Origin of the sequence: Flavilitoribacter nigricans DSM 23189 = NBRC 102662 (assembly GCF_002646595.1) — a bacterium.
In the GTDB taxonomy this organism is placed as follows: domain Bacteria; phylum Bacteroidota; class Bacteroidia; order Chitinophagales; family Saprospiraceae; genus Flavilitoribacter; species Flavilitoribacter nigricans.
Genome location: NZ_PDUD01000012.1, coordinates 1 through 22,464, shown reverse-complemented (window position 1 = coordinate 22,464; position 22,464 = coordinate 1). Strand labels below are relative to the sequence as shown.

The 22,464-nt window shown below is 45.4% G+C and carries 20 protein-coding genes; 5 read left to right on the top strand and 15 right to left on the bottom strand.

Going from position 1 to position 22,464, the window contains the following annotated elements; translation table 11 throughout:
- Nucleotides 1–45: 45 nt before the first annotated feature.
- The 9 genes from CRP01_RS41840 to CRP01_RS08420 all read right to left on the bottom strand — a co-directional run bounded on the left by CRP01_RS41840 (nucleotide 46) and on the right by CRP01_RS08420 (nucleotide 10,636).
- Nucleotides 46–270 (bottom strand): hypothetical protein, encoded by a 225-nt coding sequence (locus CRP01_RS41840; protein ID WP_143473318.1) that lies wholly within the window; start codon nucleotides 268–270, stop codon nucleotides 46–48.
- Between the two features lie 32 nt (nucleotides 271–302).
- Complete coding sequence (locus CRP01_RS08460) at nucleotides 303–764, bottom strand: anthrone oxygenase family protein (RefSeq protein WP_099149597.1); 462 nt, start codon at nucleotides 762–764, stop codon at nucleotides 303–305.
- Between the two features lie 134 nt (nucleotides 765–898).
- A complete protein-coding gene (locus CRP01_RS08455; protein WP_170110281.1) occupies nucleotides 899–2,449 on the bottom strand; it encodes a serine hydrolase domain-containing protein in 1,551 nt (516 codons plus the stop codon).
- An 82-nt stretch (nucleotides 2,450–2,531) separates the two neighbouring features.
- Nucleotides 2,532–4,943 carry an ABC transporter permease gene (locus CRP01_RS08450; RefSeq protein WP_099149595.1) on the bottom strand — a complete coding sequence of 804 codons (2,412 nt, stop codon included), beginning with the start codon at nucleotides 4,941–4,943 and terminating at the stop codon, nucleotides 2,532–2,534.
- Between the two features lie 453 nt (nucleotides 4,944–5,396).
- Complete coding sequence (locus CRP01_RS08445; RefSeq protein WP_099149594.1) at nucleotides 5,397–6,077, bottom strand: HupE/UreJ family protein; 681 nt, start codon at nucleotides 6,075–6,077, stop codon at nucleotides 5,397–5,399.
- On the bottom strand, nucleotides 6,074–7,336 hold the full coding sequence (locus CRP01_RS08440; protein ID WP_099149593.1) for a DUF4198 domain-containing protein: 1,263 nt from the start codon (nucleotides 7,334–7,336) through the stop codon (nucleotides 6,074–6,076). The genes CRP01_RS08445 and CRP01_RS08440 overlap by 4 nt, the downstream gene beginning before the upstream one ends.
- Nucleotides 7,337–7,647: 311 nt before the next feature.
- On the bottom strand, nucleotides 7,648–8,700 hold the full coding sequence (locus CRP01_RS08430; RefSeq protein ID WP_099149591.1) for a serine hydrolase domain-containing protein: 1,053 nt from the start codon (nucleotides 8,698–8,700) through the stop codon (nucleotides 7,648–7,650).
- Nucleotides 8,701–8,876: 176 nt separating this feature from the next.
- Nucleotides 8,877–9,575 (bottom strand): hypothetical protein, encoded by a 699-nt coding sequence (locus CRP01_RS08425; protein ID WP_099149590.1) that lies wholly within the window; start codon nucleotides 9,573–9,575, stop codon nucleotides 8,877–8,879.
- Between the two features lie 416 nt (nucleotides 9,576–9,991).
- A complete protein-coding gene (locus CRP01_RS08420; protein WP_099149589.1) occupies nucleotides 9,992–10,636 on the bottom strand; it encodes a response regulator in 645 nt (214 codons plus the stop codon).
- Nucleotides 10,637–11,402: 766 nt separating this feature from the next.
- On the opposite strand from CRP01_RS08420, the gene CRP01_RS08415 reads away from it, so the two are divergent.
- Complete coding sequence (locus CRP01_RS08415) at nucleotides 11,403–11,939, top strand: RNA polymerase sigma factor (RefSeq protein ID WP_099149588.1); 537 nt, start codon at nucleotides 11,403–11,405, stop codon at nucleotides 11,937–11,939.
- Nucleotides 11,940–12,221: 282 nt separating this feature from the next.
- Nucleotides 12,222–13,040: an META domain-containing protein gene (locus CRP01_RS08410; protein ID WP_099149587.1), complete on the top strand. Its 819-nt coding sequence runs from the start codon at nucleotides 12,222–12,224 to the stop codon at nucleotides 13,038–13,040.
- 6 nt (nucleotides 13,041–13,046) lie between these two features.
- On the opposite strand, the gene CRP01_RS08405 is transcribed toward CRP01_RS08410, so the two are convergent.
- On the bottom strand, nucleotides 13,047–13,508 hold the full coding sequence (locus tag CRP01_RS08405; RefSeq protein ID WP_099149586.1) for a hypothetical protein: 462 nt from the start codon (nucleotides 13,506–13,508) through the stop codon (nucleotides 13,047–13,049).
- Nucleotides 13,509–14,203: 695 nt separating this feature from the next.
- Between CRP01_RS08405 and CRP01_RS08400 the strand changes: the two genes are divergently transcribed.
- Complete coding sequence (locus CRP01_RS08400) at nucleotides 14,204–15,778, top strand: hypothetical protein (protein ID WP_099149585.1); 1,575 nt, start codon at nucleotides 14,204–14,206, stop codon at nucleotides 15,776–15,778.
- 135 nt (nucleotides 15,779–15,913) lie between these two features.
- Entirely contained in the window at nucleotides 15,914–16,621 is a 708-nt protein-coding gene (locus tag CRP01_RS08395) for a YgdI/YgdR family lipoprotein (RefSeq protein ID WP_099149584.1), read from the top strand.
- A 236-nt stretch (nucleotides 16,622–16,857) separates the two neighbouring features.
- Here CRP01_RS08395 and CRP01_RS08390 read toward each other — a convergent pair whose 3' ends face one another.
- Complete coding sequence (locus CRP01_RS08390) at nucleotides 16,858–17,193, bottom strand: hypothetical protein (protein WP_143473317.1); 336 nt, start codon at nucleotides 17,191–17,193, stop codon at nucleotides 16,858–16,860.
- 94 nt (nucleotides 17,194–17,287) lie between these two features.
- Nucleotides 17,288–18,046 carry a DUF6090 family protein gene (locus CRP01_RS08385; RefSeq protein WP_099149582.1) on the bottom strand — a complete coding sequence of 253 codons (759 nt, stop codon included), beginning with the start codon at nucleotides 18,044–18,046 and terminating at the stop codon, nucleotides 17,288–17,290.
- Nucleotides 18,047–18,546: 500 nt separating this feature from the next.
- Between CRP01_RS08385 and CRP01_RS08380 the strand changes: the two genes are divergently transcribed.
- The gene (locus tag CRP01_RS08380) at nucleotides 18,547–18,828 is read left to right on the top strand and encodes a hypothetical protein (RefSeq protein ID WP_099149581.1); all 282 of its coding nucleotides are present in this window, start codon (nucleotides 18,547–18,549) and stop codon (nucleotides 18,826–18,828) included.
- 220 nt (nucleotides 18,829–19,048) lie between these two features.
- Here the strand turns inward: CRP01_RS08380 and CRP01_RS08375 are convergent, their stop codons facing one another.
- The 3 genes from CRP01_RS08375 to CRP01_RS08365 all read right to left on the bottom strand — a co-directional run bounded on the left by CRP01_RS08375 (nucleotide 19,049) and on the right by CRP01_RS08365 (nucleotide 21,702).
- A complete protein-coding gene (locus CRP01_RS08375) occupies nucleotides 19,049–19,516 on the bottom strand; it encodes a response regulator (protein ID WP_143473316.1) in 468 nt (155 codons plus the stop codon).
- Nucleotides 19,517–19,786: 270 nt separating this feature from the next.
- Entirely contained in the window at nucleotides 19,787–20,947 is a 1,161-nt protein-coding gene (locus tag CRP01_RS08370) for a DUF3095 family protein (protein WP_099149579.1), read from the bottom strand.
- Nucleotides 20,944–21,702: a CHASE3 domain-containing protein gene (locus CRP01_RS08365; protein ID WP_170110280.1), complete on the bottom strand. Its 759-nt coding sequence runs from the start codon at nucleotides 21,700–21,702 to the stop codon at nucleotides 20,944–20,946. Before CRP01_RS08365 ends, CRP01_RS08370 begins: the two co-directional genes overlap by 4 nt.
- Nucleotides 21,703–22,464 lie beyond the last annotated feature (762 nt).

The following is a 22,464-nucleotide window of genomic DNA, read 5'->3' as shown; positions in this document are numbered from 1 at the left end:
TCCTATCGTGATGAAATCGAAATCAGGATCTTACGTCTCAATTTTTCATTGCTTTTGCGGAGGGTGAATGGTTACATCTTCAGGTCCTTTTCCCATATCCAAGAGTAGATGATTAGCCGTAGGAAGTTCATTATTCTTATAAGGACCGGTGGATCCCGGATTACTGGGATAATCAGAGGAGACAGGGTCAAAAGGAACCGGATATAAGCACAGACACAGAACCAGCGCTGCCAGAACAGTTAAAAAGGAAAATGCAAGTGCTTTTTTCATTGGAATAATCCTTAGCCTTTAGCAGTAGTTTTTTACCTATTCTCTATCATGCATTTCCATCCTTTCATTGCATAAATGGCTGCTGCGATTGCAACAACAATTCTTATCCAATGAAAGATCAACCAGGTATTTAGTTTGCCACTCACTTCGGTCAATTCAATTGCCTGATCAATAAATGCTAAGTTCATCGGTAAGTGATAGGCAACGGTCTTTACATTTATTAGTAGCAGTCCGATTAATGCATAAAGCCAATTCCGCTTTGCATCTGTTCCTGCAGTAGTTGAAAAGTATAGGACCAAGGTAGCAACAAATGCCGGCAATAAAGTCGCAACTGTAGGATACAGGAGCAATGGAAAGTCAATCGCAAAGCTTTTCATAAATTCCGAGGGGCCAAGACTTTGCCAATGAATTCCATAGCTTAATCCTATGTTAATCATGTTACCAGCGAATGCTGCTATTCCAATGATAGCAACGTATGGAAGGTTCTTTTTCATTTTGGAAGTTTAGTGTTGCTCGTATTACTGCCAACGGTCTTGTTTAGAAAAAGTAGCGGTTCTGATCTGCGGACTTTTCAGCTTGCCTTATTTCTAATAAAAATAGGAATTTCAATTCTATTATTCACCCCCATCTACTTGTTAGATGCTTTGCCAGGTATAGCATTTGCTTCAAGCGCGTCTATTTTTTTCTTTATACCAAAAAACGTGGAGTCTATGGCTTCCACCTTTTTGAAATTTGACAGGGCATGGGCCGTATCTCCTTGCGCCAGTAATGCATCACCGTAACTATCATAGACATTGGCCGATTGGGGGTACTCCTCCTGATTCAACTTAAAGATACCGATGGCCTCATCTATCTTTTGATCCCCCAGCAACTCATATCCCAGAAAATTAAGCTCATATTCATTAAAGATATAGTGATCCGGTTGCTCCGTTTTTAATTTTTGATAGTAAGCTATGGCGGCTGTGATCCCTTCATTCTGAACTTTTTTTCCAATTACATCGGCAATAAATGTTCTTGGGAATTTAGGTGGTTGGTTGTGAAGGATGTCGATTAAACCATCATCCATATTGAAATACCGGCTATTGTTATTAGTTAAGGTTATTATGCAGTTGTTTTCTTCTATCTCCCGGTAAATATTGATTAAGAAGCCAGCCCAGCCACCCATGTGCCTGACCACTTTTTTACCGTTTGGTGAGGTATCAATAAACCAACCAAAGCCGTAATCCGTCTTATCTCCGTTGTTCAAGGTTCCCGGGGAAAAGGCTTCCTCTATGGTGGACGCGGAGACCAGCACATCTGTATACAATATGTTGTCCCACTTCATAAGATCTTCCAGCGTGGAATAGATGCCACCTTCTCCGTAGGCTGCATTCAGGTAATGGGCGTCCGTAGAGAACCGATCAACTCCATTGAATTTCGTGCCAAATCCAAAGACCCGGTTCGGCATTTGTTCATCAAAACTGGGGATATAGTGATAGACGGAAGTGTTAGCCATCCCGGCCGGTATAAAGATCTGTTCTTGTAGGTATTTATGGAATGGCTCCCCAGATGCTCTGGAAACAATGGTAGCAAGCAAATTGTATCCAGTATTGCTATATTCCCATTTTTCTCCGGGTTTAAAATGAACAGGGGGTTGGTAGACAACCAACATCTTAAGGATATCTTCATTACCAGCAATAAATTTTTCCGGGTCATCGTATGCTAAATCTGTTTTCCAGTGCTCATTCATAATTCTCGAATAGTCCGGCAACCCAGATGTGTGATGGAGCAGGTGTCTTATCGTTATTCCCGGATAGGGAAGCTCGGGAATGAATGCTCTGATATCCTGATCATAGGATAGTTTACCCTCCTCTTTTAAGATCATAATCCCCATCGCCGTAAATTGTTTACTCACGGAGCCTAACCTGAATACCGAATTCAGTTCCAGTGAATCAACAGGGTCGAAATTGCCTATTCCAAAGGTTCCCTGGAACACCATTTCCCCATTTTCGATGATGAGGGCGTTCCCATTAAATTGCCCTCTGGCGTGTAATTCAGACAAATATGCCCCGTATTTATCGGCTTTGGTTGCAGTGGTTATTTCTGATCGGTTTTGCATTTGCATGCAGGATGCAAAAGTAGAAATGGTAAGCAGTAGGATAGCCGTATATTTCAGGCCATTGACTTTGAATATTTTCATGAGTAAATTTTTAGTGGTCTCCCGCTCTCTCCGTCCCCCGATCTCCCCGTCTCCCGATCTCCTAGTCTCCAGCTCCGCTGCCCTACTCATGGCGTAATGAATCTACCGGATTGGCACGCGCCACCTGGATCGAGCGATATGCTACCGTAAGCCAGGCAATAGCCATGGCCGAAAAACCGGCTGCCACAAAAATAAACAGGTTGATGTCTACCCGATAGGCGAATCCGTTGAGCCATTGGGAGGAGGCCCACCAACTTATCGCGGCTGCGGGTACGAAGGCGATGACCACCAACACGATAAATTCCTTCGTCAGCGCCAGGGAAAGCGAGCGCACCGATGCGCCCAATACTTTGCGAATGCCGATCTCTTTGGTGCGCTGTTCAGCCGTGAATGCGGCAAGCGCGAACAGGCCGAGGCAGGCAATGAAAATGGCCAGGCCGGAGAATACACCTAATACCCGACCGATCCTTTCCTCGGAACGATAAAGCTGGTCAAAATTCTCATCCATAAAAGAGTAGGTGAAGAGTTCGCTGCCGGTATATTCCTTCCACAGTTTTGAGGTATTGTCGATCAGTTTTTTGGCGTTGCCATCGTAGCGCACCATCAGAATGGGGGACGGGCCACGATCTAAAAAGACCGCGAGCGGGCGCACCTGGTCGCGATAGCTGTCGAAATTAAAATCTTTCATGATGCCGATAAGGTGGAAGGGGACAAAGGTATAGGCATTGGGACTGTTTTGAATTTCCTGGCCTTCCGGTTTGTCAAATCCAAATAGTTTGGCGGCGGCCTCGTTGATGACGACTGCCGATGAATCCGAAGGAAAGTCTTTTGAAAAATAACGGCCCTCCTTCATCTCAAACTTCAGTACCTCCTGCGACTCAAAGTCCGCATAGTAATTGGCAATTGTATGCTCTACTGGCGATTGTCCGGAGCGCATGACCGTAGAGATGTAGGTGCCGGGGAATTTGACGGCGGTAAAACTGACCCTGGAAACTCCGGTTTGCTGGGCAACCGCATTCCGGAATGCTTCCCCTTTGTTGCCAAGTTTATACATATCTTCGATCAACAACACATTCTCCTTGTCCATACCCAGTTGCCGTTCCTGCATGAAATGGATCTGCCGGTACACCACCGAGGTAACAATGATGAGGAAAATAGAAATGGCAAATTGAAAGACGACCAATGTGCTCCGGATGCCTTTGCTCCGCAGTCCGGCCGTGACTTTCCCTTTCAGGACTTCGACGGGCCGGAAAGCGGTGAGGTAAAATGCCGGATAACTCCCCGCCAGTAAACCCACGATCAACAACATCAGGCCGGCTCCCAGCATGAATTTGCTGTCCAGTAAATTGACCATCGACAATTCCTTACCGGAAAGCAGGTTAAAAAAGGGCAATAAAAAGCCACAAAACGCCAAGGCGAGGGCCACCGCCAGCAAACTGTACAGCATGGACTCGGTAAGAAATTGCCCGATCATCTGGCTACGCAGTGCACCCAGCGTCTTGCGCAGGCCAACTTCTTTTGCCCGACGGGCAGACTGGGCAGTAGACAGGTTAATGAAATTGATACAGGCAATGGCCAGGATAAAGATCCCGATACTGCCAAATATCAACATATACATCAGGCTACCGCCCGGTTCTATATCATGCCGGGAGGTTGATCTTAAATGGATGTCGGTAATATTGGTCGTATAGTAACTGTAAATGCCACCCGCTTCGCGCATCTGCTCCAGGCTATTGCCCAGAAACTTCTGCAGTTCGGGAGCTACGTAACGCGTTACCAAATCGTCCAGTTTTCGCTCTACTGCGGAAACGGTGGCGTCTTCTCTCAATAAAAAATAGGTGAACACGCCACTGTTGAGCCACGCATTTACTTTGAAATAGCTATCCGCACCAGGCGAAAGCAATACATTAAATTTAAAATGGGAATTACCCGGGCTATCGGCGGCTACTCCCGTCACTCGATACGTTATCTTGTCCACCTGATCGATGACCACCAATTTCCCCAGGGGATCCTCATCACCGAACAATTTGCGGGCGGTCCGTTCGGTAAGCACCATACTATTGGGTTCACTCAGGGCGGTCCCGGGATGGCCGGCGATCAGTTGGTAGGAAAAGAAGTTGAAAAAGTTACTTTCCGTAAAAAACGCTTTATCTACGGTCAGGGCCTTTTCTCCGTAATGCATATCCACTTTCGACCAGGGATGGATCCGGAGGGTGGATTCCACTTCGGGGATCTCGGATATCATCGCATCACCCAGCGGCGGGCAGGTGGAAGCGCTACGCTCATCCTGCGTTCCGATCTTTTTATGCAGGCCTACCTGGTAAATACGGTCGGCATCGGCATGGAAACGATCGTAACTATATTCGTCAATGATATACAGGGCGATCAGCAAGCAGGCCGTGATGCCTACCGTCATGCCCAATAGGTTGATGCCCGCAAAAAACTTTCGCCTGAGTATATTGCGGATCGCGATAGTGAAGTGGTTTTTAAGCACGGGATATTTTTTGTTGGTGAGCCCTAAAGGTTATAGACAATAAGGTTACGACATTTTTGTTCCGGACCGGCAGATCGCCCGTAAAAAAATGTAAGCAAAATGTAAATCCTAAGCTGAAGAAAACTGGAGCATCCCGAATTTTTTCGTCTTATTCGGAAGAATCGAAAAAGCTTCGATTATGAGGCTGGATATCAATTTGTTGCGAGGCGGGTTAGCTAATCCGCAACGCGTAACAAAATACATGATGTTTGCCGCAGGAAACCCGCCGATTACAGGGGCAACTCAAAATTTGGGATGACTGATGTAAGTATAATGTATGATGAGTTTAGTCCTGACGCACTTACGACGGTCAGGGGTCCAAACCGTGCACAGGAAAATAGTAAACTGTCGGGCGGGGGTTAGGATTCGCCAGACTTCCGGATGTCCGATATTATGATCCTGTCTGCCTTATGGCTAATGCCCGTTGAAGTAGCCGTATAGTTGATACCCGAGCAAACCTATTCCGGCTAATACCAGGTACCAGTTCACGGCCTTATAAAAAGCGGGAAATTGTTTGTGTCTTCGCGAAAGCGTAATGATGAAAACAATTGGGATCAACGCCAGCACCTGTCCTATTTCCACGCCCAAGTTGAAGCACAGGATCTTTGCCAGAAATTGTTCCTGCCCGGTATCAAAAGACTGCAAGCGGGTAGAAAGCCCAAAGCCGTGGATCAAACCAAAAATACCTACCATGAGCAGCAGATCCGGTGGCTTTACCTTTAGCTTTTCAAAACCACCCAAATTTTCAAAACCCTTGTACAGAACGCTCCCGGCGATAACCGCATCCACTAAGTGTTCATTGGCCGTAATTCCGGCGTAGGTCGCACCTATCAAAGTAATGCAATGCCCTATCGTGAACACGGTGATGAATTTCAGGATATCCTTGAAATTATTCAGGTAGAAGATAACACCGGCCAAAAAAAGTAAGTGATCATAACCGGTAAGCATGTGCGTTGCGCCCACCCGAATGTAGGCCCACAAACCACCGTCGCGCAAAAGCTCCTGATCGGCACTTGTGACATCATGGGCAAACCCTAAGAACGGAACGAACAATAATAACAGCGGTAGTGCTTGCCTTAAATTTATTTGCCTCATGAATTCTTTTTGCTGAAGACGAAGAATAACAAGCCAATCGTGAGCAAACTACCCAATATGAATACCCAGGTAGGAATGCCCGCCTCGTGTTCATGCTCCTCGTGCGTGTGGGTGCTACTATCGTGATTGTGAGTCACCTCAAATGTCAGGGTTGCCCATTTAGATTGATGCGTTAATTCATCGCTATCCATAACATTGACCATGTGAATAGTACGTAGATAGTAGATGCCGTCTCCCGGCAATTCGACCGCGACGATCCCCTGGTCATTGGTGCGCAACTGCTGCCCGCTGGTATGGGTGTGCGCTTCCCCGGCCTGCGCCTCGGGAGCATGCTCATGGGCATCGCCGTCGTCTGGGTGGTCGTGCGAATGCGCTTCCCCATCGTGCTCGTGTGCATCGTCATCATGTGGGTGGTCGTGGGAATGAGTTTCCCCGTCATGTTCGTGTTCACCGGTACTCTGTGCAGTTTCGTGGGAGTGAGTTTCCCCGTCATGTTCATGTTCACCGTCACTCTGTGCAGTTTCGTGGGAATGGGCTTCCCCGTCATGTTCGTGTTCCTGGCCAGGGTCGCTGTGGGTATGAGCGTTAGCGCTTTTGATATAGTCGGCATACACCAATTGGTTGGGAAGCGGCTTTCCGTCTAACAGTAGCTGTACTTCTAATTGGTCACCACTGTATTTTTCATAAGGATTTGCCTGTGGAACAAACTCAATAGGGTAACCCAGGGCGGTGTTCCAGTCGTCGGTTTTGACCGCACCGACCTGATAGATGGCCTTTACATGTTTTTGATAACTTTCTACTGCATCCTCATCCAGTAAGCCGTTATCCGTACGGTATTTGAGCATATCCGAAACACCATCATGTTCGAGGTAGCTATTGAAATCATCGGCGGAGAGTTCTATGTTTCTGGCTTTTGTGGAAACGCCTGCTACATAAGTTCCCGCTTCCCCGGGTGTAAAGGTTAACCGAGTGATGGTGCTGTCCTGGTCTTGCCATTGATCCGGATCGATGGCTACTCTTTCTCCCCGAGCGACAATCGAAGCGTCCGACATGCGATCGCGCGTGATAGTATTTTCGCTGCGCTCAAAAGTACCGTTGTACAGGCTTAAGGTCGCTTCCTGTTCTGGCTGCAGGAAGTAGGTCTCCATTTTTAGGTACAGATCGTGACTGCACAATAACAGGATGGCCAGTAGGAGGTAGAGGGGCTTAGTAAAATTAAGCCGGATCTTTCTGGCAAGTACACTTGTGTTTAATTTCATGATTTATGATTAAGCGTTTAATGCGGCCACCGTGGAAAAAATACACATGGTGTGTCCCACAAAATGGGCATGGTTGCTGTCAAAGATAGTGAATCGGGCCCAGTAGCGCACTCAGGGGAGCTGAAAGTTCTCCTGTTGCAGAAGGTAATTGGGGGAGATTGGCCAGAAGCGAAGCCCTGCAGCCGTATTGTTTTTCTACTTACAGCTGGGGTATTCGGCCGGGGTAAAGCCGGCAGATGCGCCCCGCCACCTCATCATGGATATATGGTATTGCTATAGTAACTAAAGATGCGGATATACTGCAAATTAATCTACCAGCCTTTCTTCAACACCGGTACAATGAAATCCCGAAGCAGATCAATGGTGTGGTAATTTTCGCCTACGTAAACTACCACTGAGTTGAGTTCCGGTAATACGGCCACAATTTTTGTGGATGGCGGATAACTACCGCGAAACAGGAAACCCTCCGTCCCGATGGTTTTGGGGATCCAGACCTGGTAGCCATAATCGTATTCGCTGTTTGCAGCAATGTGTTTGGCTGACATTTTTGCGACCCATTCATCGGATAGGATCTGTGCATCGTTCCATTTTCCTTTTTTGAGCAATAAATAACCCAATCTGGCCATATCCTGCATTTTAAGGTGGAGGCCCCAGCCCGCTTTAGGAATCCCCTTCGGGGTGCGATCCCATTTGAAAGCTGAGATCCCTAACGGATTGAATATCTGTTCCTGGGCAAAGGCCATTAATCCCTCATTGGTCTGCTTGTGCAGGATTGTTGAAATGACCTGCGTACCTCCGCTATTGTAGTGGAAATTTTCTCCCGGTGGTTCGGCAACTGCACGCTCGAATACATACTTCGCCCAATCAGAGGTATTGGACATCCGGATGACGTCAGTGGCATCAATGCCACCCTTCCAGTTCAATCCACTACTCATGGAAAGAAAATGCCGGACCTTGATTTTCCGGATAAGTGAATCGTTAATCGCATATTCCGGAAAATAATCAATAGCCGCCCTGTTTTCGTTAAGGTCCAACTGTTCTTTGAATACGGCCCCAAACAATAGGGAAATGACGGTTTTGGTACAGGAGTTGACATGGATGAGGCTATCTTTTGCATACGGTTCCTGGTAATGTTCGAATGCGATCTGTCCATTGTTTACGATCAACAGGGAATATTTTCCGGGGAAGGAGTCGATCAACGGTCTAAAATGGGCGGAACTTTTTAAGGTATCGTATTTCCAGGCCGTAGTGGGCCAGTTCTCCGGATTCGGTTTGGTAGCAGTTGGTAATGCTTGCGGATCACGCTTGTCCGAACACCCAATGATTAGTAATAGCGATAAAATGATCAAGGAGGAATGTCTCATGGTTTATTGTTGGTAGCGAATCGTTGTACGCCCACGTTATTCATCGCTCAGTTATCGTTAACCAATGTATCTTTTGACTTGCAAAAGCTAAAATAAAAAGTCCGCCGCGTAAAAATGTCGAAAGCTTATCGATGTAGAAGAAAGCATAAATCTTTATGTATTTCATGATCTATGAATTACTTCAGGGTGAGATCAATCTTACCACAGGGAATTTCTTTTTCGCTGATGATTGATGGTGGGGCCTGGCGGTTAAATAAGGAAGCGGTATAAAAAAGGTCCTGCCCTTTTAGAATAAGTTCAGTTCGCAGTATGTCACCACCTCCATAGGTTCCTTTAGACCTTTGGCTAAGTTTTAGTACATAAAAACCACTCGATCCTTTTGGTGGAACCGTTCTTCTGAGCGTTGACGGTTTATGGATGTGATCATCCAAAAAAGCATCTAAATCGGTCAGACCGTAGTTAAACAATGGGAGATGATCGAGAGTCATGGTATCGGGAGGAACCGATAACTTAAAGTATTCGCCAGGAACAGACGGCACCTCATAGGTATCTAAAAAGTCAATATTCAATTCCAGAGGATGGTCGGTTCCATTGATTATGCGGGTCCAAAATATCGCATAACCGTACGCTTCGCCATCAGGGGTAATGTATTGGGATCCGCCTCGTGGAAAACCGTTTTCTATGATCAGGCGCTTACCCGTAGAATCCGGGTACTCGTACTTGCTGTAAATTTTAGGATCATCAGTTACCGGGGAAGGGGAGATGTCTTTGGTTGCTAAGCTGGTGTTTACTTTTGAAAGGTTTGTTTGGTTTTGTCCACAGGCGGTGTGAAAAACCAACAGCACGAACAGGGCAAATACGGGCATGTATTTCATAAATAGTCAGTCAGATTAATTTTTACAAACCTACTGCTATAGGATATTGATCCCAAGTAAAATATTGCTAAGGAGTTTTAAAAGATGTAAAATCTACGCTGATTTGCGCCGGAAAGATCGATTTTCCGTTCAGCTCTTTTTTACTGATCCTCTTTTCTTTCTACAGATCAAAAAAAAGCGATCCAACAGGAGCGAACGTTGTGCTAGACGATCGACCGAAGCGTATGCGGAGACTGGGAAGCTAGCGGGGTGTTGAAGCACGGTCACGGGTAAGGCTTAATTCGGCGTATCTTTTTCACTACTGAATTTTAAAACGCCTATTGCTAGGTACAGACTTTGGTAAGCATAGATAATTCCCGGTCTCAACTTGCTTTCAAAGCAACAGGCAGGCCGATCAGCGCCTTATCCTCAGTCGACTAATCCTCCGGCCGATTGGTCGGTTTGGCCAAAGAATTGTTTACAGAGGGGAATGAATCAGGTGTTTCTTTCCGGCTGCATTGTTCACAACAATCCGCCTGTTTCTTTATGGCCAATAGCTCATCCATGGTCCTTCCTATTACTGACTGACCGCAGAGATTGGCGCGGGTTAGGATAGCGCGGAGTTCGTCCAGCAGCAAATGTTCCTTTTCGGCTAACTCGGCTTTGCGTTTCGCTTTCGCCCGTTTTGCCCGTTTCTTAGCTATCGCTTTGGTCATAGCGGAGGGCAATCTGCCAAGATTCTTCTTGAGTACATAGCCGGTCGCCCCCCGGAGAATGGATTTGGCGACGAGTTCTTCATCGTCCAATGCTCCGGTAACAAATACGAACGGCGTATGCGTAAGTATGCTCCTGGCCAGCACCAGAGCATCCAGGCCATTGTGCGCGGGAAGATTGAAATCAGAAAGTATGATGTCAAAAGACTCCTGTTGTATCAATTCTTCATAGGACGCCCAGTCCTGCGCAACCTCAATCGAAGCATCCGGAAATTCTTTGCGGATAGTCTGGCTGACCAGCATAACGTCGGTCCGCTGGTCTTCCAACAGCAGAATTGAAAGGGGAGAAGACAAATTTTCGCTTTTCATTTTTCGCTAAATAAGAGATAGTTTGTATGCGGATCTGTCTCAATTGGGGCCCCTTTAAATTTCAAAGCAGCTCTTTATATTCGTTATGGGGTCATAACAAATTTCAGAAGCTAACTTCAAACAACTTTTAAATGCGTACTAAAGTTAAGATAAATACCGTAAAAAATGCTGTTTCCCCACCTAGACAATAATCGTTTACTAAAAATCCCGCCCGACGATACGCTTGAATGGACTACTTAATAGTGAAGTTTTAGGGATCAACCACCAAAAACCGGAAAGCTGCGTCAATATTCTGAAGACTGCTTTCGGGGCAATGATCCAATCCTGTAACCCCAAAGTTGCTACTATTCGCTCACCCCGTTCTGCTAGATAGAATTGTAGGAACTATCGGGATTTCCAGCAATCAAAGGTTGAGGACTTCACTCCTCCGTTTTCAAATTACAATATGCGAGAAATGGCAGTTGCACCTTCAGGCATGCCAGATCAGGTGAATAAATCGATGATTAACCGAAAATTTCACCTTTCCAAAACAGTATGCTTATTTTTTCTGAGCGCAATGACTCTAGCCCGAATCAGGCAACATAAAAGTTTAAGAATGGATTAAATTAAATACTAGTGATTAAATAAAATCAAAAAATAAAATACTGAAAAATGTGATTTGTTTACAAAGCATTGATATTCAATATATTATAAAATTGGCACGCCGTTTGTTTAGTAAGAGGTAGAATGTGAATAAAAAAGTAAACTACTTAAATATAAAACTGCCATGACGAGTATAGAATTTAACAGCGAGCTGAAGAACACCCAAGACAAACTTTTCGGATTTGCCCTGAAACTAACTAAAGACTACCAGGACGCCCAGGATCTTTTCCAGGATGCGGTTACCCGCGGTTTCCGTTACAGCAACGGTTTTGAGACCGGCACCAATTTCCGGGCCTGGATGTCCACCATCATTCGCAATACTTTCATTAATAAGTGCCGTTCAGCCAAAAGAAAGCGGACGGTAAGCGAGCCGATCGAAAATCTGGCCTACGCGCTGGAAGGACAGAACCCACTCGTCAATCAGGGAGAAATGAATATGCGGATCCAGGAACTTTACCAATCACTGGACCAACTGAATGATATCTACCGCATTCCCTTTATGATGCACTTCCAGGGATACGAATACAAAGATATCGCCGAAGAACTGAATATCCCGATCGGAACCATCAAAAGCCGACTGCACACTGCCCGTCAGCAGCTCAAAGATATCATCCTGGCTAAAAATCGTCTGCCGGAAACAGTAGTAGACGTTATCCGATAAGATGCAGTCCACTAACCTATAAACAAAACCTATTAAAAGAAGAACCCCAACCTACAACCCGACCGCCATTAACTAGCCCAACTATATCTCAATCATCTTTAGGTTGCCGGTTAGCAGAAGCTGTACTCAGCTCTGCTAACCGGCAACTGCTTTCCGGGAATTTGCAGTGGTTGCGGCTTTTACTCAATGCCCAGGGGCAAAATGCAATACATCATTTTTCTCCAGCTGTTCATCTGGAAAAAAGTAGAAATATCCATCCCTGATCTTTCTTAAAATGAGACTATGCACAAATTAATCTTCATCGCATTAGTATTGCTAATCCTTTCCGGATGCGGACCCGAACGCCCCGCAGATACCGTACCTCCGGCGGAAAATGATGTAGAGCATCTAGATACAGCATCCACTATTGCCGGAGTCTGGATCTTGGATCAGGTAAATGATACCCTTTTCGATATGACCGAAGTGTACGGTTTTACTTCCCCGCAGCCTCAATTGCAACTGTCACCCGCCTCAAATAAGATCGGCGGGCATTCCGGTTGCAATGGGTTCGGGGGAACGGCCTATTTCGAGGCGGATAAGATCGTCGTTCCCGAGCCCGTAGTCGCCACCCAAATGGGGTGCGGGGGCAATGTCTGGGAAAATGATTTCTTCGATAGACTGATGCAGATCAAAGCCTATACCCTCAACGGAGACACCCTGCAGATCTACGGAAATGGTGACAACTCCATGCTTTTTCTGAGGAAAAAATTACATCCGCTGGAAATGAATTACTGGGAACTCACCAGAGTTAACGATACCCTGTTCGATATCAAAAAAGTCTACCAAAGCCCCAATGAACCGCAACCGACGATTCGCTTCGATCTCGAAAAAAAGCAACTGGGCGGCTGGAACGGTTGCAATGCCTTTGGTCTCGATATCGAGCTGAAAGATACCTACTATACCAGCGGTGAATTGTTCTCGGACGCCCGCGGTTGTTATCCGGGATGGTCCGAAAAATTTCATCGCATCCTAAAGGATAACAAAAAGTATAGCATAAAGAATGATGTACTGCTCCTGGAAAGTAGGGGAGGGGAGACGCTGGAGTTCAGGAAGGTGGAGTGAGGAGAATTAATCGACCTGGTCGGATGACGTTTCTGTGTCTAATTGCCACCCTTTATGGCCGCGAATGGCTTTCCAGTCCCAATAGGTTTCATAGAATTTGTCATGCAGCCAATCATCTACCGGTGTTGCCGACTCGACCGGTTCCTCGTCCACCAGCTTTATTCCGGTCCATTCGTCTTCATCATTTTTGGGGAATCCCGTCCCGTCGAATAAATTCAGGATATTGAATACGATCCCGGCTGCATGGTCGGCAAGTAACTTTCTGAAAGCATTTTTCAGATCGTCGTTCCCTGCAAGTTTTTGAAGTTCCGCTCTTTCCCGATCCGTAAAGCCGCAATTGGGCGGATAAGTTAGAAAATCAAGATTTTTTTCATCGAGCACTTTCGTGGCGAATGCATCGGCATATTCTTCAATATCCTGATGAATGTCCAGCAGTAAGGTATTGGCGTGATGGTTGGAGAGTTCCATAGCTTAGTATATTTTACTTATCCGAACAGGTATGAGCAACCGGACAATTTACCGGGTTGAAAATTTCGCTTCTGCTATCCCTGGCCAATCCCGAATCCTCATCGGAACCGCTGGTCATTGTTTGCAAAGACGCCCATTATCAACCGACAAAATAACGGTGATTAAAACTTACCAAAGTTACTAAATCTTTGGTCTGGAGGAACTTTACCGGTTGAATAGGGTGTTAGCAGTATTAACGCTTCCGGCGGTAAAAATTACGCCACCGGAATTAGGCTCCATTTCGCTTTATAATATGAGACCTAACAATTATTTTTACATTTGAAAATATTAGGTTAAATCATCTCTGATCAAAAATAATCTAAGAAATGCTAACATAGCATCTCTTAAACCTAAACGCTCAATCTCTGATCATGCAAAAACATTTGATTCCTTCTTTCCGGACTATCGGCTCCTGTTCCAGGGGCACCATCATTGAAGATCCCCATCCCACACTTATTTAATCTTTCCAAAAAACGCTAACGACAATTAGAGGTAACCAGGCACTGACTTCAGCGCGCTCGCGAGTGCGCTGTCAATGGAAGCATTTTTGCTAACCAGGTCATTCAATTGGCTTGGGACACCATTCTCTACATCGACGGGAGACTAGTTCCCGGTATGCCGCAAACTCAATAATTATCAATAAAATCATTTAGTAAATGCAATTAAAGACTTTACTCGCGTTCACACTCTTTTGGCTTGCACTAAGCGCTTTCGCCCAAAGCCCCGTGCTGGTGCAGGATTTCAATTCGGGCGAAAATGACAGCTATAATTTTTTCAACTTTCAGGGAATTACCTTTCAGGATCATCTTATCTTTCCCATCGTCGGTGACGACATCGGAGAAGAAGTAGCTGTTGTAACAAACGGTGAATTAGCTGTACTGAAGGATGTAAATCCAGGCATGGCATCATCCCAACCGAAATACTTCACCGAATTCCAGGGGAAAGTTTTCTTTTCGGCTTTTGATGCCACCAACGGCGGAGCCCTTTGGGTGACGGACGGTACCCCGGATGGCACTACGCTGTTTTTTGATCCCGGGACGCACCCGACCAGTACTCCGCAGGGATTGATCGTTTCAGCTTCCGGTTATCTGTACTATACATACGACGGGGAACTGTTCCGGACGGATGGTCAGGAAAACGAAAGTGTCTTCGACGGCGTAGCGTTTACTTCTGCTTATGTGCAGGCGTCTAACAATTATACCACCTACGGGGAGGAGATCGCTTTTCTTACCCAGGCGGCTGACGATACGGTTCGACTTTACACCGTGGCCGAGGGAACTGCCGTACTGCTCGCCCAGACGACAGAGACTTCCAATTTTGCCGATGTATTTGGTCTCAGCGAAGTTGAGGCCGGATTGGTCTTTGGCGTCGATGATAGCTTTAACGGGGAGGTTAATGGTACTTATGTCTACCAAAAATCGGATGGCATTCTCTCCAAACTGGACATCAGTGGTGCATCAGCCAATAGGCTCCATCCTTTTACCACCGGTCAGGCTCTGGGCTGGTTCGGTAATCTGGGATATTACGGCATCAATGGTGTCTCGGGTGAAGAGGAACTGCTGTACGCTTCCAGTAATCTCTCGGCCACCCAGGGTACGGGTATCCAGTACGCTGCTTATCAGGACAAAATGGTTTTCGCGGTTTCAGAAGGTTTCTTCGGAGATGATTTTCTGGTTTACTCGGATGGTACAGCCGCCGGCACCCAAAACTTATTTGAGATCAGCTCTTATATCTCTAATATTCTGACGGCGGGCCAGTATGCATTTATTGCTTCCGGCACTTCCAACGGGTTCCGACCGGAATTGTATTACGTCGATCTGGAAGACGGTAGCTATAAGAATTTTTACAATTTTAACCAATCCTCTGTCTTCATAGATGCGATCCTGCTACTGGGGGTACAAAACGACCGACTTTATTTTCTCAGCAATCTGGATACCTCCATCGGGCGGGAACTCTATTATATAGATCTGGATATCGAGGTGACCACCGCTGTTCGTGATAACCGGATCGAACCGGCTTTTGAAGTGCAGCTAACGCCCACTACTTTCGAGGTTCTGGCGGAGGAGTTCGGGCAGGTTCGGGTACACGTGTTCACCCAGGATGGTCGCTTACTGGAATCTTTGCAGACGCCGACGCATCAGCGCTACGATATCAGCCATCTCCATGGTTTCCTGCTCCTGCAGTTTGAACTGAACGGACAGATGCAGACCCGCAAATTTTTCAGACCCTGATCAACTGTAAGACTTTGTCATGGCAAGGGCTATATGCCTTACGGTTAATCTACGGGATTGGTAAACGATCAAGCAATAAACCATCCGGCCATCAAATCATCAATTAATTAACCTTCTATAAAATTTTCAAATTACATGAAAACTCTGATGACATTCGCGCTCTTATTGGGTGCTGCGCTCTTTTTGCAGGCACAACGATTTTCGCCTTCATTTATTCGTTTTTCGAAGAAACAAACGGCCTATCTTACACTGGAAGATGGCACCGAACTCCAGGGGAACATTAAAGACTACGATTGGAAAAAAGGGCTTCTCAAAAAGATCAAATTTGAGGATCTCAACGGCAATAAAGTAAAAATGAAACCGGATCAGATCAAACACCTCTACGTAATGCCTTCCGGATTTGCCAAATTCAGCGCCGGTATGGAGTTTCTAACTGATGCCAAGCAATGGGACGGTAGCAATGACCTGGATAAGGACATCATCGGGAAAGGTTACGTCTACCTGGAAAAAACACCGGTACGGATCGGTAAGAAAACCCATGAACTGATCATGCAACTGGCTAACCCTACCGTAGCCGGTAGAGTACGGGTCTACCACGATCCGATAGCGAAGGAAACTACTTCGCTCGGTATCGGTGGGGTCGATCTGGTCGGCGGTGACAAAAAGTCCTATTACCTTAAGTTAGGCACGGACACCGCTTTTCGCCTGAAGAAAAAGCACTACGAAGATGAGTTCAACCTCATCTACAAAGGCTGTCCGGAAATGATCGAAAAATACGGCGACAATCCGCGCTGGGCAGATTTCGAAAAGCATATCTATGAGTATGCAGAGATCTGTAAGTAATTTATTCAAGTTGCGATACTTGAATTGTAGAGAGTAGATGGTAAAGCGTAGAGAGACTGCAACCGTTAAAATGAGCGATTTTGCTCCATTTTAACGATAGGTAATCCCTCTACCCGCTACTCTATACCCGCTACCTAAGTTACATCGCAACTTAGATTAATTAGTGAAAATTGTGGGGTGGTGCATGGAGATTCACCATCCCCAATTTTGTATTAGCAATCCATATAGACAATAGATCAATTTTTATTTTTCTCTCCTGATTTTAGAGGTTTAAACTTGCTCACGTTTGGATCTAAGCAACTAACGCTTATATCGAGAGTATCTCCAATGTGAAAAGACTCTACCTCAATTTTCTGTTTAATTGACTCACTGGATTCATAATCAGATCCATTAACTTTATAAGCATATTTTATAAAATACCCTCTGCTTTTGATTCGATATTTATCGATGATCACTGCACTAGTGCTTTTAGAACATTTGTTTAATAATGCTCTACTCCTCATGGAAGAAAATACACCCAACGAAATAAGACCCACTAGTAAAAATAATTGGATCCAATTTTTTAATTTCATTGATCTTTGATTTTTTCCCGCTCTCCTTATCATAATCATATCCCAAACCTACATCGGGGTCGCTGGTCGTCATTTGCAACGACGAGCTTTTTATCTAATCCTGCAAACTCACTTCAATTTGCTTCAGGATATTATCGATCAAAATTCCAATATTTACCAGCCTTTTGTACAACCTATTGGAGTGGAATAAATTGGAGTCGATCAGGTTTTCAAATTCCAATTCCTGAAAAATGCCGTAGATATCGGTATCCAGTAAGGTGCTTCTGGCATCATGGAATTCATTTCCCTCCGCCAGGTCAATATTTTTCCAGGACCATTTTTTGTTGATATAGGGCTGAAATTGATCGTTACTAAAACTTATAAAAAGATCGTAGTCAAAATGAAGCCAACGGACGTTAGCCTCCCAATCAAATAAGTGTTGCTTTAGTTCCTTGTTGGATAAAGATTTTAGCTTTCCCGAATTCATCAGCTCGGCCAGTACGGGTTGAGGCGGATAAAAAGGAGGTTGCTGCATAGAGAGGGCCAGCAAGGTGTCAATCTGTGGAACGGAGTAGATCTTCTGATCTGAACCGAATTGGTGCATCAGTTTACTACTGGCCTGGATACCTGATGTATAATGCGAAGTTAGAGTGGTAAGTAACGTTTTCGTCTGATTAAATTCATCCTCGAGATTCTGCAGGATGATGGCATATTGTTTTTTCTCAATACGATTCTGGTTCCACTCGTTTATTTGTATCGCGATCAGGATCCCGATAACTACCAGGATTATTTCTCCCAGAGCGTATTGGAGATATTTTTTTGTTTTGCCAAGAGATAAACTCTCTAGTCTGATCTTCCGAAAAAATCTTATCATAGTTGCTTAATTGGTTAAAGGTGTTCGGATGGGCTGGCAACTTCGTGGTAGCCAAACTATCAGATAGCAGCGTGTAGATGTTTTGAAGATAAGGATATCCGCTGATTTTACTGGTTATTTGACTTTCAAATAGATAAGTAAGCAGGTGAATTATCGAGAGGAAAGATTGGGCTGGTTTGAAGCTTTACCGTTCTTCAGGACCTAAGCCCCGCGATCCGTAGCCTATCCCAAACCCATATCGGGACCGCTGATGGTTGTTGCCAATGAAAATGAACTGCAGATAGCGGAGGGAATGGGGAAACTAAAACCGGCCTGTTTGGGTTACCCAAACAGTTACTCTTGCGGTTGGGCGTAAGCGCGGTATTTTGCGCAAATAGCGAAAGTCGGAAGGAGTGGATTTGGCTGCAGGCTTTGTCGAGGCCATCATCCAACGTTTTTCTACTGAACCAGCAACTGTAATGGCAATAGGTCAATTCGTATAACATCTGAAAAATACTATTATGCCGGACCGGAAAAAATTGAAGATCGGAGATAAAATTCGCCTCCTTAAAGTTCCGGAGGAGGATAAGGTGCAGAGAGAGCAGGAAATTGCTCAGGGTGTAGAGGAGCCCGGTTGGACGGCGGATACCATAGAACGGATCATTGCCCAGGATCCAGTAGTTGAAGTATATACCATTGATGATTTCGAACGTCCCTGGTTTACCTGTGATATAATGGTCAATGGTGAATTGGAAACGCACACTTTGGCCATCAATGAAGATGATTCCTGGGAAATGGTCTGAGGGGCAGTGCAACATTTTTGCCGTACGAGCCGGAAAGAATTAACCAAAACAACAGGTTCACTATAGCTTTTGGTAAGGAGCATTCGGCTCAAGCCTCGACTACTTCACTTTAGAACAAGAAGGGAGGCGAAATGAGGATTAATCCGCTGAAGTCAATCCATCATCCTGAATACATATTAATTTGAGGAATTTTCGCCTCGGCAGAAGTTATCATGCTACCTTATCCCGGAGTATTCATAGCAAAGTGTTGTTGGACAACCTTTAGCAGATTCTCTTTTTTTAGGGGTTTCTCCAAAAACTCGAGCGGGATGTCGCGTTTCTTCGCAGCTTTTTGCTGCCCCTCGGTGGGCAGTGCCGTGGAAACCATTATCACCAGCGGCAGGGAACCTGCGATATTTTGTTTCTCGTAGGCATCCAAAAATTCCCAACCGTTCATTACCGGCATATTGATATCCAAAAGGATAAGGTCCGGAACCTGATCGTTGGTCTGCTCCTCGTTTTGAGCGAGCAGTTTCAGCGCTTCCTGCCCGTCGTTCGCACTTTTGACCTGATGCGCCAACTGCATCCGATCAATTACCCAACGGTGCAGAAAAATGGTGGTCGGGTCATCATCCACCAGTAGCACACAGTTGAGTTTTTGGGGATTATTTACTTCACGCATGGCTTTCGGGTAGTTAACTGGTTTCACAGCGAAAACGCTTGAAAAAAGATTAACTTTTAGTTTTTGTCTTATAAAATAAACTACTATGAGGTCTTTGGAGTTCGTTACGGCTGGGAAAGGGGCTGTTATTTTTATGCTAGGTTTAAAAAACACCTGCCTGGCAGGGTGCAGGTTGGTGAAATTTTAAAGGTAAGTTGATTGTTGTTGATCATTGGAGATGGATGTACTGACGTATAGTTCTCCAAACCTGTTGGTTGCCTGCCTTCGCAGCATTCCGGAGGATGCTTTCGCCGGAGTTCAGTCTTTGCGCATTTTGGGCTTTATCACTTTTGCCGCAGAAGTGAAACCGCCTTCACCGCCGTCCAGTAAGTAAATGGTCTTGTTCTCGTCAATGTTCATAGAACATTTGATGATCGCCTGGTGGGAAATAAAACTTCCGAAAAACAGGATCCCTTTATTCTCCAGCATTTGTAAATGTCCGATAAACGTGGCGATCTGTTCCTTGGTCCCGATCAGGATGTCGGCGTAATCTCCATCGTAAAGCGTGGGCAAAATACTCGTCGAGAGCTTTTCGGCAAAATCCCGTCCCCGCTGGAACCATCTGAAATAGTATTTCCCGAGTACCTTAACTACCAGATACTCCCAGTTCAATGGATTGGGAAACTTCATCTGTTGCAGATAAATAGCCGAGATCTTGTTTTTTCGCTCCAGGTATTTGATCGGAAAGATGGTTCGCTCCGGGTAGTTCCCGAATATACTGGCTATCTTTTGATTGATGCCGGCCAGGGTGGAGGCCTGCTGGGAGAGATCCCGCAGCGACACGATAAAACACAGTGTCCGGTTACTCGTCTTTTGGAATTTGATGCTTTGCCAGGAACAGGAAACGCCTTCGGTATCCACGTACATTCTTTGACTGGGCTCTTTCCGTTCGTTAACGAGGCGGTCCTTGATCAACCTTTCTCCGGCTTTTAATCCATCTCCCAGCGCCACGGGAATGGAAAAATGCCGGTGGTGGGAAAGCCGGGCCAGCTTAATGGCGTGGCCGCGTTCGTAAATATCCTTTATAGCGAGAAAACCAACCCGAAGATTGAGAAAATAATTGGTATAGATGTGGTAGCGAAAATCATCCAGCATCAGCCGGATCTGCTGAAGATAGGCTCCGGGGATCAGTAAGGAGGCTCCGTCGCCACCGTAAAAAAATGGAATAGCTATATCGGGATTCAGCAACTTCATTTCGTTCAGGGTGGCCATGATACTTTCGGTCGCGATGCGATTGATATCCCGGTGCATCTTGTAGCGTACGGCCTGTGTGGATTTTTCGATATCCATTACAATCAACACCCAATCCTCGGGCACTACAGAAAAGTTACTGACCTCGGACAGCAGGTCTTCGGGAGCAAGCTGATGTACCGGCAGGTTGGAATAATAATAGATAGAAGCTTTTTCCGTAACCATCATTTCTTCCGTTTTTTGAGATCCCGGTTCAGGGTCTCAATTTCTTCGCTCAAATTCTTCAGTTGCTGTTCTTTCTGCCGTAGCTCATTTTCTTTTTCATTGAATTCGGCCTTTAGAACGGCAATGGTTTCCGACATGTTGGCATTTGAATTATGCAGGGCCTTCCGGGCATTAACCAATTCTTCAAAAAAGGGCATGACATAATTGTACAGGCGGACTACCAGATAGACCGAAAGGAGTGCACACAGGAAGAGCAGGGTATAGCTGCCGTATCGCCAGAGTCGAAAATTCTCTTCGCGTATTTCCAGCAGACGCGTCTCCTCATCCAGCATATCTCTGAGTAAAGTCCGGATATCATCCATGTACAATTTTCCGGCATCCGATTTGAGTAATTCCAAGACCAGGGAATCCTTCCCCTGCTCCGCCAACTGTATACTGGCCTCTAATTCCTCCATCTTCAGGGTCGCCAGACTGTCTAATTTGGACAGCTTTGCCAACTGATCGGGGGAATTTTTGATCACCTCCTGCACGTCGTTCCGGAATGATTCGTAATCCAATTTGCCCTGATGGAAAGGCTCCAGATAAGCGGTTTCTTTGGTCAGCAGATAACCCCGCTGCCCGGTCTCCGCGTTCTTGATACTATTCTGGATCTCGTACAACAGGGACTTCACTTCCCAGGTGTGATGGACCTCATCCACCATATTGGATTGTTTGCGAAAAACGAATAATAAGGTAAGTAAGGAGATGATGAGCATCATGCTCGGCTGCCAAAACCTTTTAATACTGATTTTTTCTTTTGCGATCATTTTGTTCTGAGGATATCTGATATTATCCTCACCTGTTTTTGATAGTTGGGAATTCTGATACCTTTCATCTACCCCCTTTATTTTTGTAGCATTACCTATCGCTTTCTCAATAAGTACCCGGCGGTTTCATTTGTTCGCTGCCGGTAGGTAGATAGGGTATTTAATCGGTTCCGCTCTCCATTTTCACGGTAGGAAAGCAGGTTCCCCGGAAAGGGCTACCTAAAGCTTATCCCGTCGGGCGATCAATACGCTATGCCAAAATAAAAGGAGGTGATCAATGCGGAGAAGTTATACTCGACATACCATGATGTAGGGTTTTTCCTAAACCACTTCGGTCTGTATACACTACACTCAAATTGCCTTTATTCCGACGGTGTCGAAACGTCAGGAACTAACCAATGTCGCTGCAAAATAGAAAGTGGTTACGCGGAAAAGATAGTAGGGAATTCAAGTAGATAGACCGATAGGGTATATTAAACTTACATAGTTGGTTATCGACCTATACGGGTTGCGGAAGAAGTATGTAATGATAGTATTTAATAGAACACAAGGTAGTGAAAAATTAGTAATTCTTTTCACGAAAGCGTTTTCCCAATAGGGCAATCGCATTAAATAAGAATGAGTTGACTGGGTGAAATGATAAAAGAAATCTGCTATCCAGAACGCAAATACCAGGTATTTTACCTAAATCATGTCGATTGGCGGGTGGCCGGC

Excerpts from the sequence above, each read along its gene's own strand:
- CRP01_RS41840 (WP_143473318.1), bottom strand. The coding sequence starts at position 270 with ATGAAAAAAGCACTTGCATTTTCCTTTTTAACTGTTCTGGCAGCGCTG.
- CRP01_RS08460 (WP_099149597.1), bottom strand. The coding sequence starts at position 764 with ATGAAAAAGAACCTTCCATACGTTGCTATCATTGGAATAGCAGCATTC.
- CRP01_RS08455 (WP_170110281.1), bottom strand. The coding sequence starts at position 2,449 with ATGAAAATATTCAAAGTCAATGGCCTGAAATATACGGCTATCCTACTG.
- CRP01_RS08445 (WP_099149594.1), bottom strand. The coding sequence starts at position 6,077 with ATGAGGCAAATAAATTTAAGGCAAGCACTACCGCTGTTATTATTGTTC.
- CRP01_RS08440 (WP_099149593.1), bottom strand. The coding sequence starts at position 7,336 with ATGAAATTAAACACAAGTGTACTTGCCAGAAAGATCCGGCTTAATTTT.
- CRP01_RS08430 (WP_099149591.1), bottom strand. The coding sequence starts at position 8,700 with ATGAGACATTCCTCCTTGATCATTTTATCGCTATTACTAATCATTGGG.
- CRP01_RS08425 (WP_099149590.1), bottom strand. The coding sequence starts at position 9,575 with ATGAAATACATGCCCGTATTTGCCCTGTTCGTGCTGTTGGTTTTTCAC.
- CRP01_RS08420 (WP_099149589.1), bottom strand. The coding sequence starts at position 10,636 with ATGAAAAGCGAAAATTTGTCTTCTCCCCTTTCAATTCTGCTGTTGGAA.
- CRP01_RS08415 (WP_099149588.1), top strand. The coding sequence starts at position 11,403 with ATGACGAGTATAGAATTTAACAGCGAGCTGAAGAACACCCAAGACAAA.
- CRP01_RS08410 (WP_099149587.1), top strand. The coding sequence starts at position 12,222 with ATGCACAAATTAATCTTCATCGCATTAGTATTGCTAATCCTTTCCGGA.
- CRP01_RS08405 (WP_099149586.1), bottom strand. The coding sequence starts at position 13,508 with ATGGAACTCTCCAACCATCACGCCAATACCTTACTGCTGGACATTCAT.
- CRP01_RS08400 (WP_099149585.1), top strand. The coding sequence starts at position 14,204 with ATGCAATTAAAGACTTTACTCGCGTTCACACTCTTTTGGCTTGCACTA.
- CRP01_RS08395 (WP_099149584.1), top strand. The coding sequence starts at position 15,914 with ATGAAAACTCTGATGACATTCGCGCTCTTATTGGGTGCTGCGCTCTTT.
- CRP01_RS08390 (WP_143473317.1), bottom strand. The coding sequence starts at position 17,193 with ATGAAATTAAAAAATTGGATCCAATTATTTTTACTAGTGGGTCTTATT.
- CRP01_RS08385 (WP_099149582.1), bottom strand. The coding sequence starts at position 18,046 with ATGATAAGATTTTTTCGGAAGATCAGACTAGAGAGTTTATCTCTTGGC.
- CRP01_RS08380 (WP_099149581.1), top strand. The coding sequence starts at position 18,547 with ATGCCGGACCGGAAAAAATTGAAGATCGGAGATAAAATTCGCCTCCTT.
- CRP01_RS08370 (WP_099149579.1), bottom strand. The coding sequence starts at position 20,947 with ATGATGGTTACGGAAAAAGCTTCTATCTATTATTATTCCAACCTGCCG.
- CRP01_RS08365 (WP_170110280.1), bottom strand. The coding sequence starts at position 21,702 with ATGATGCTCATCATCTCCTTACTTACCTTATTATTCGTTTTTCGCAAA.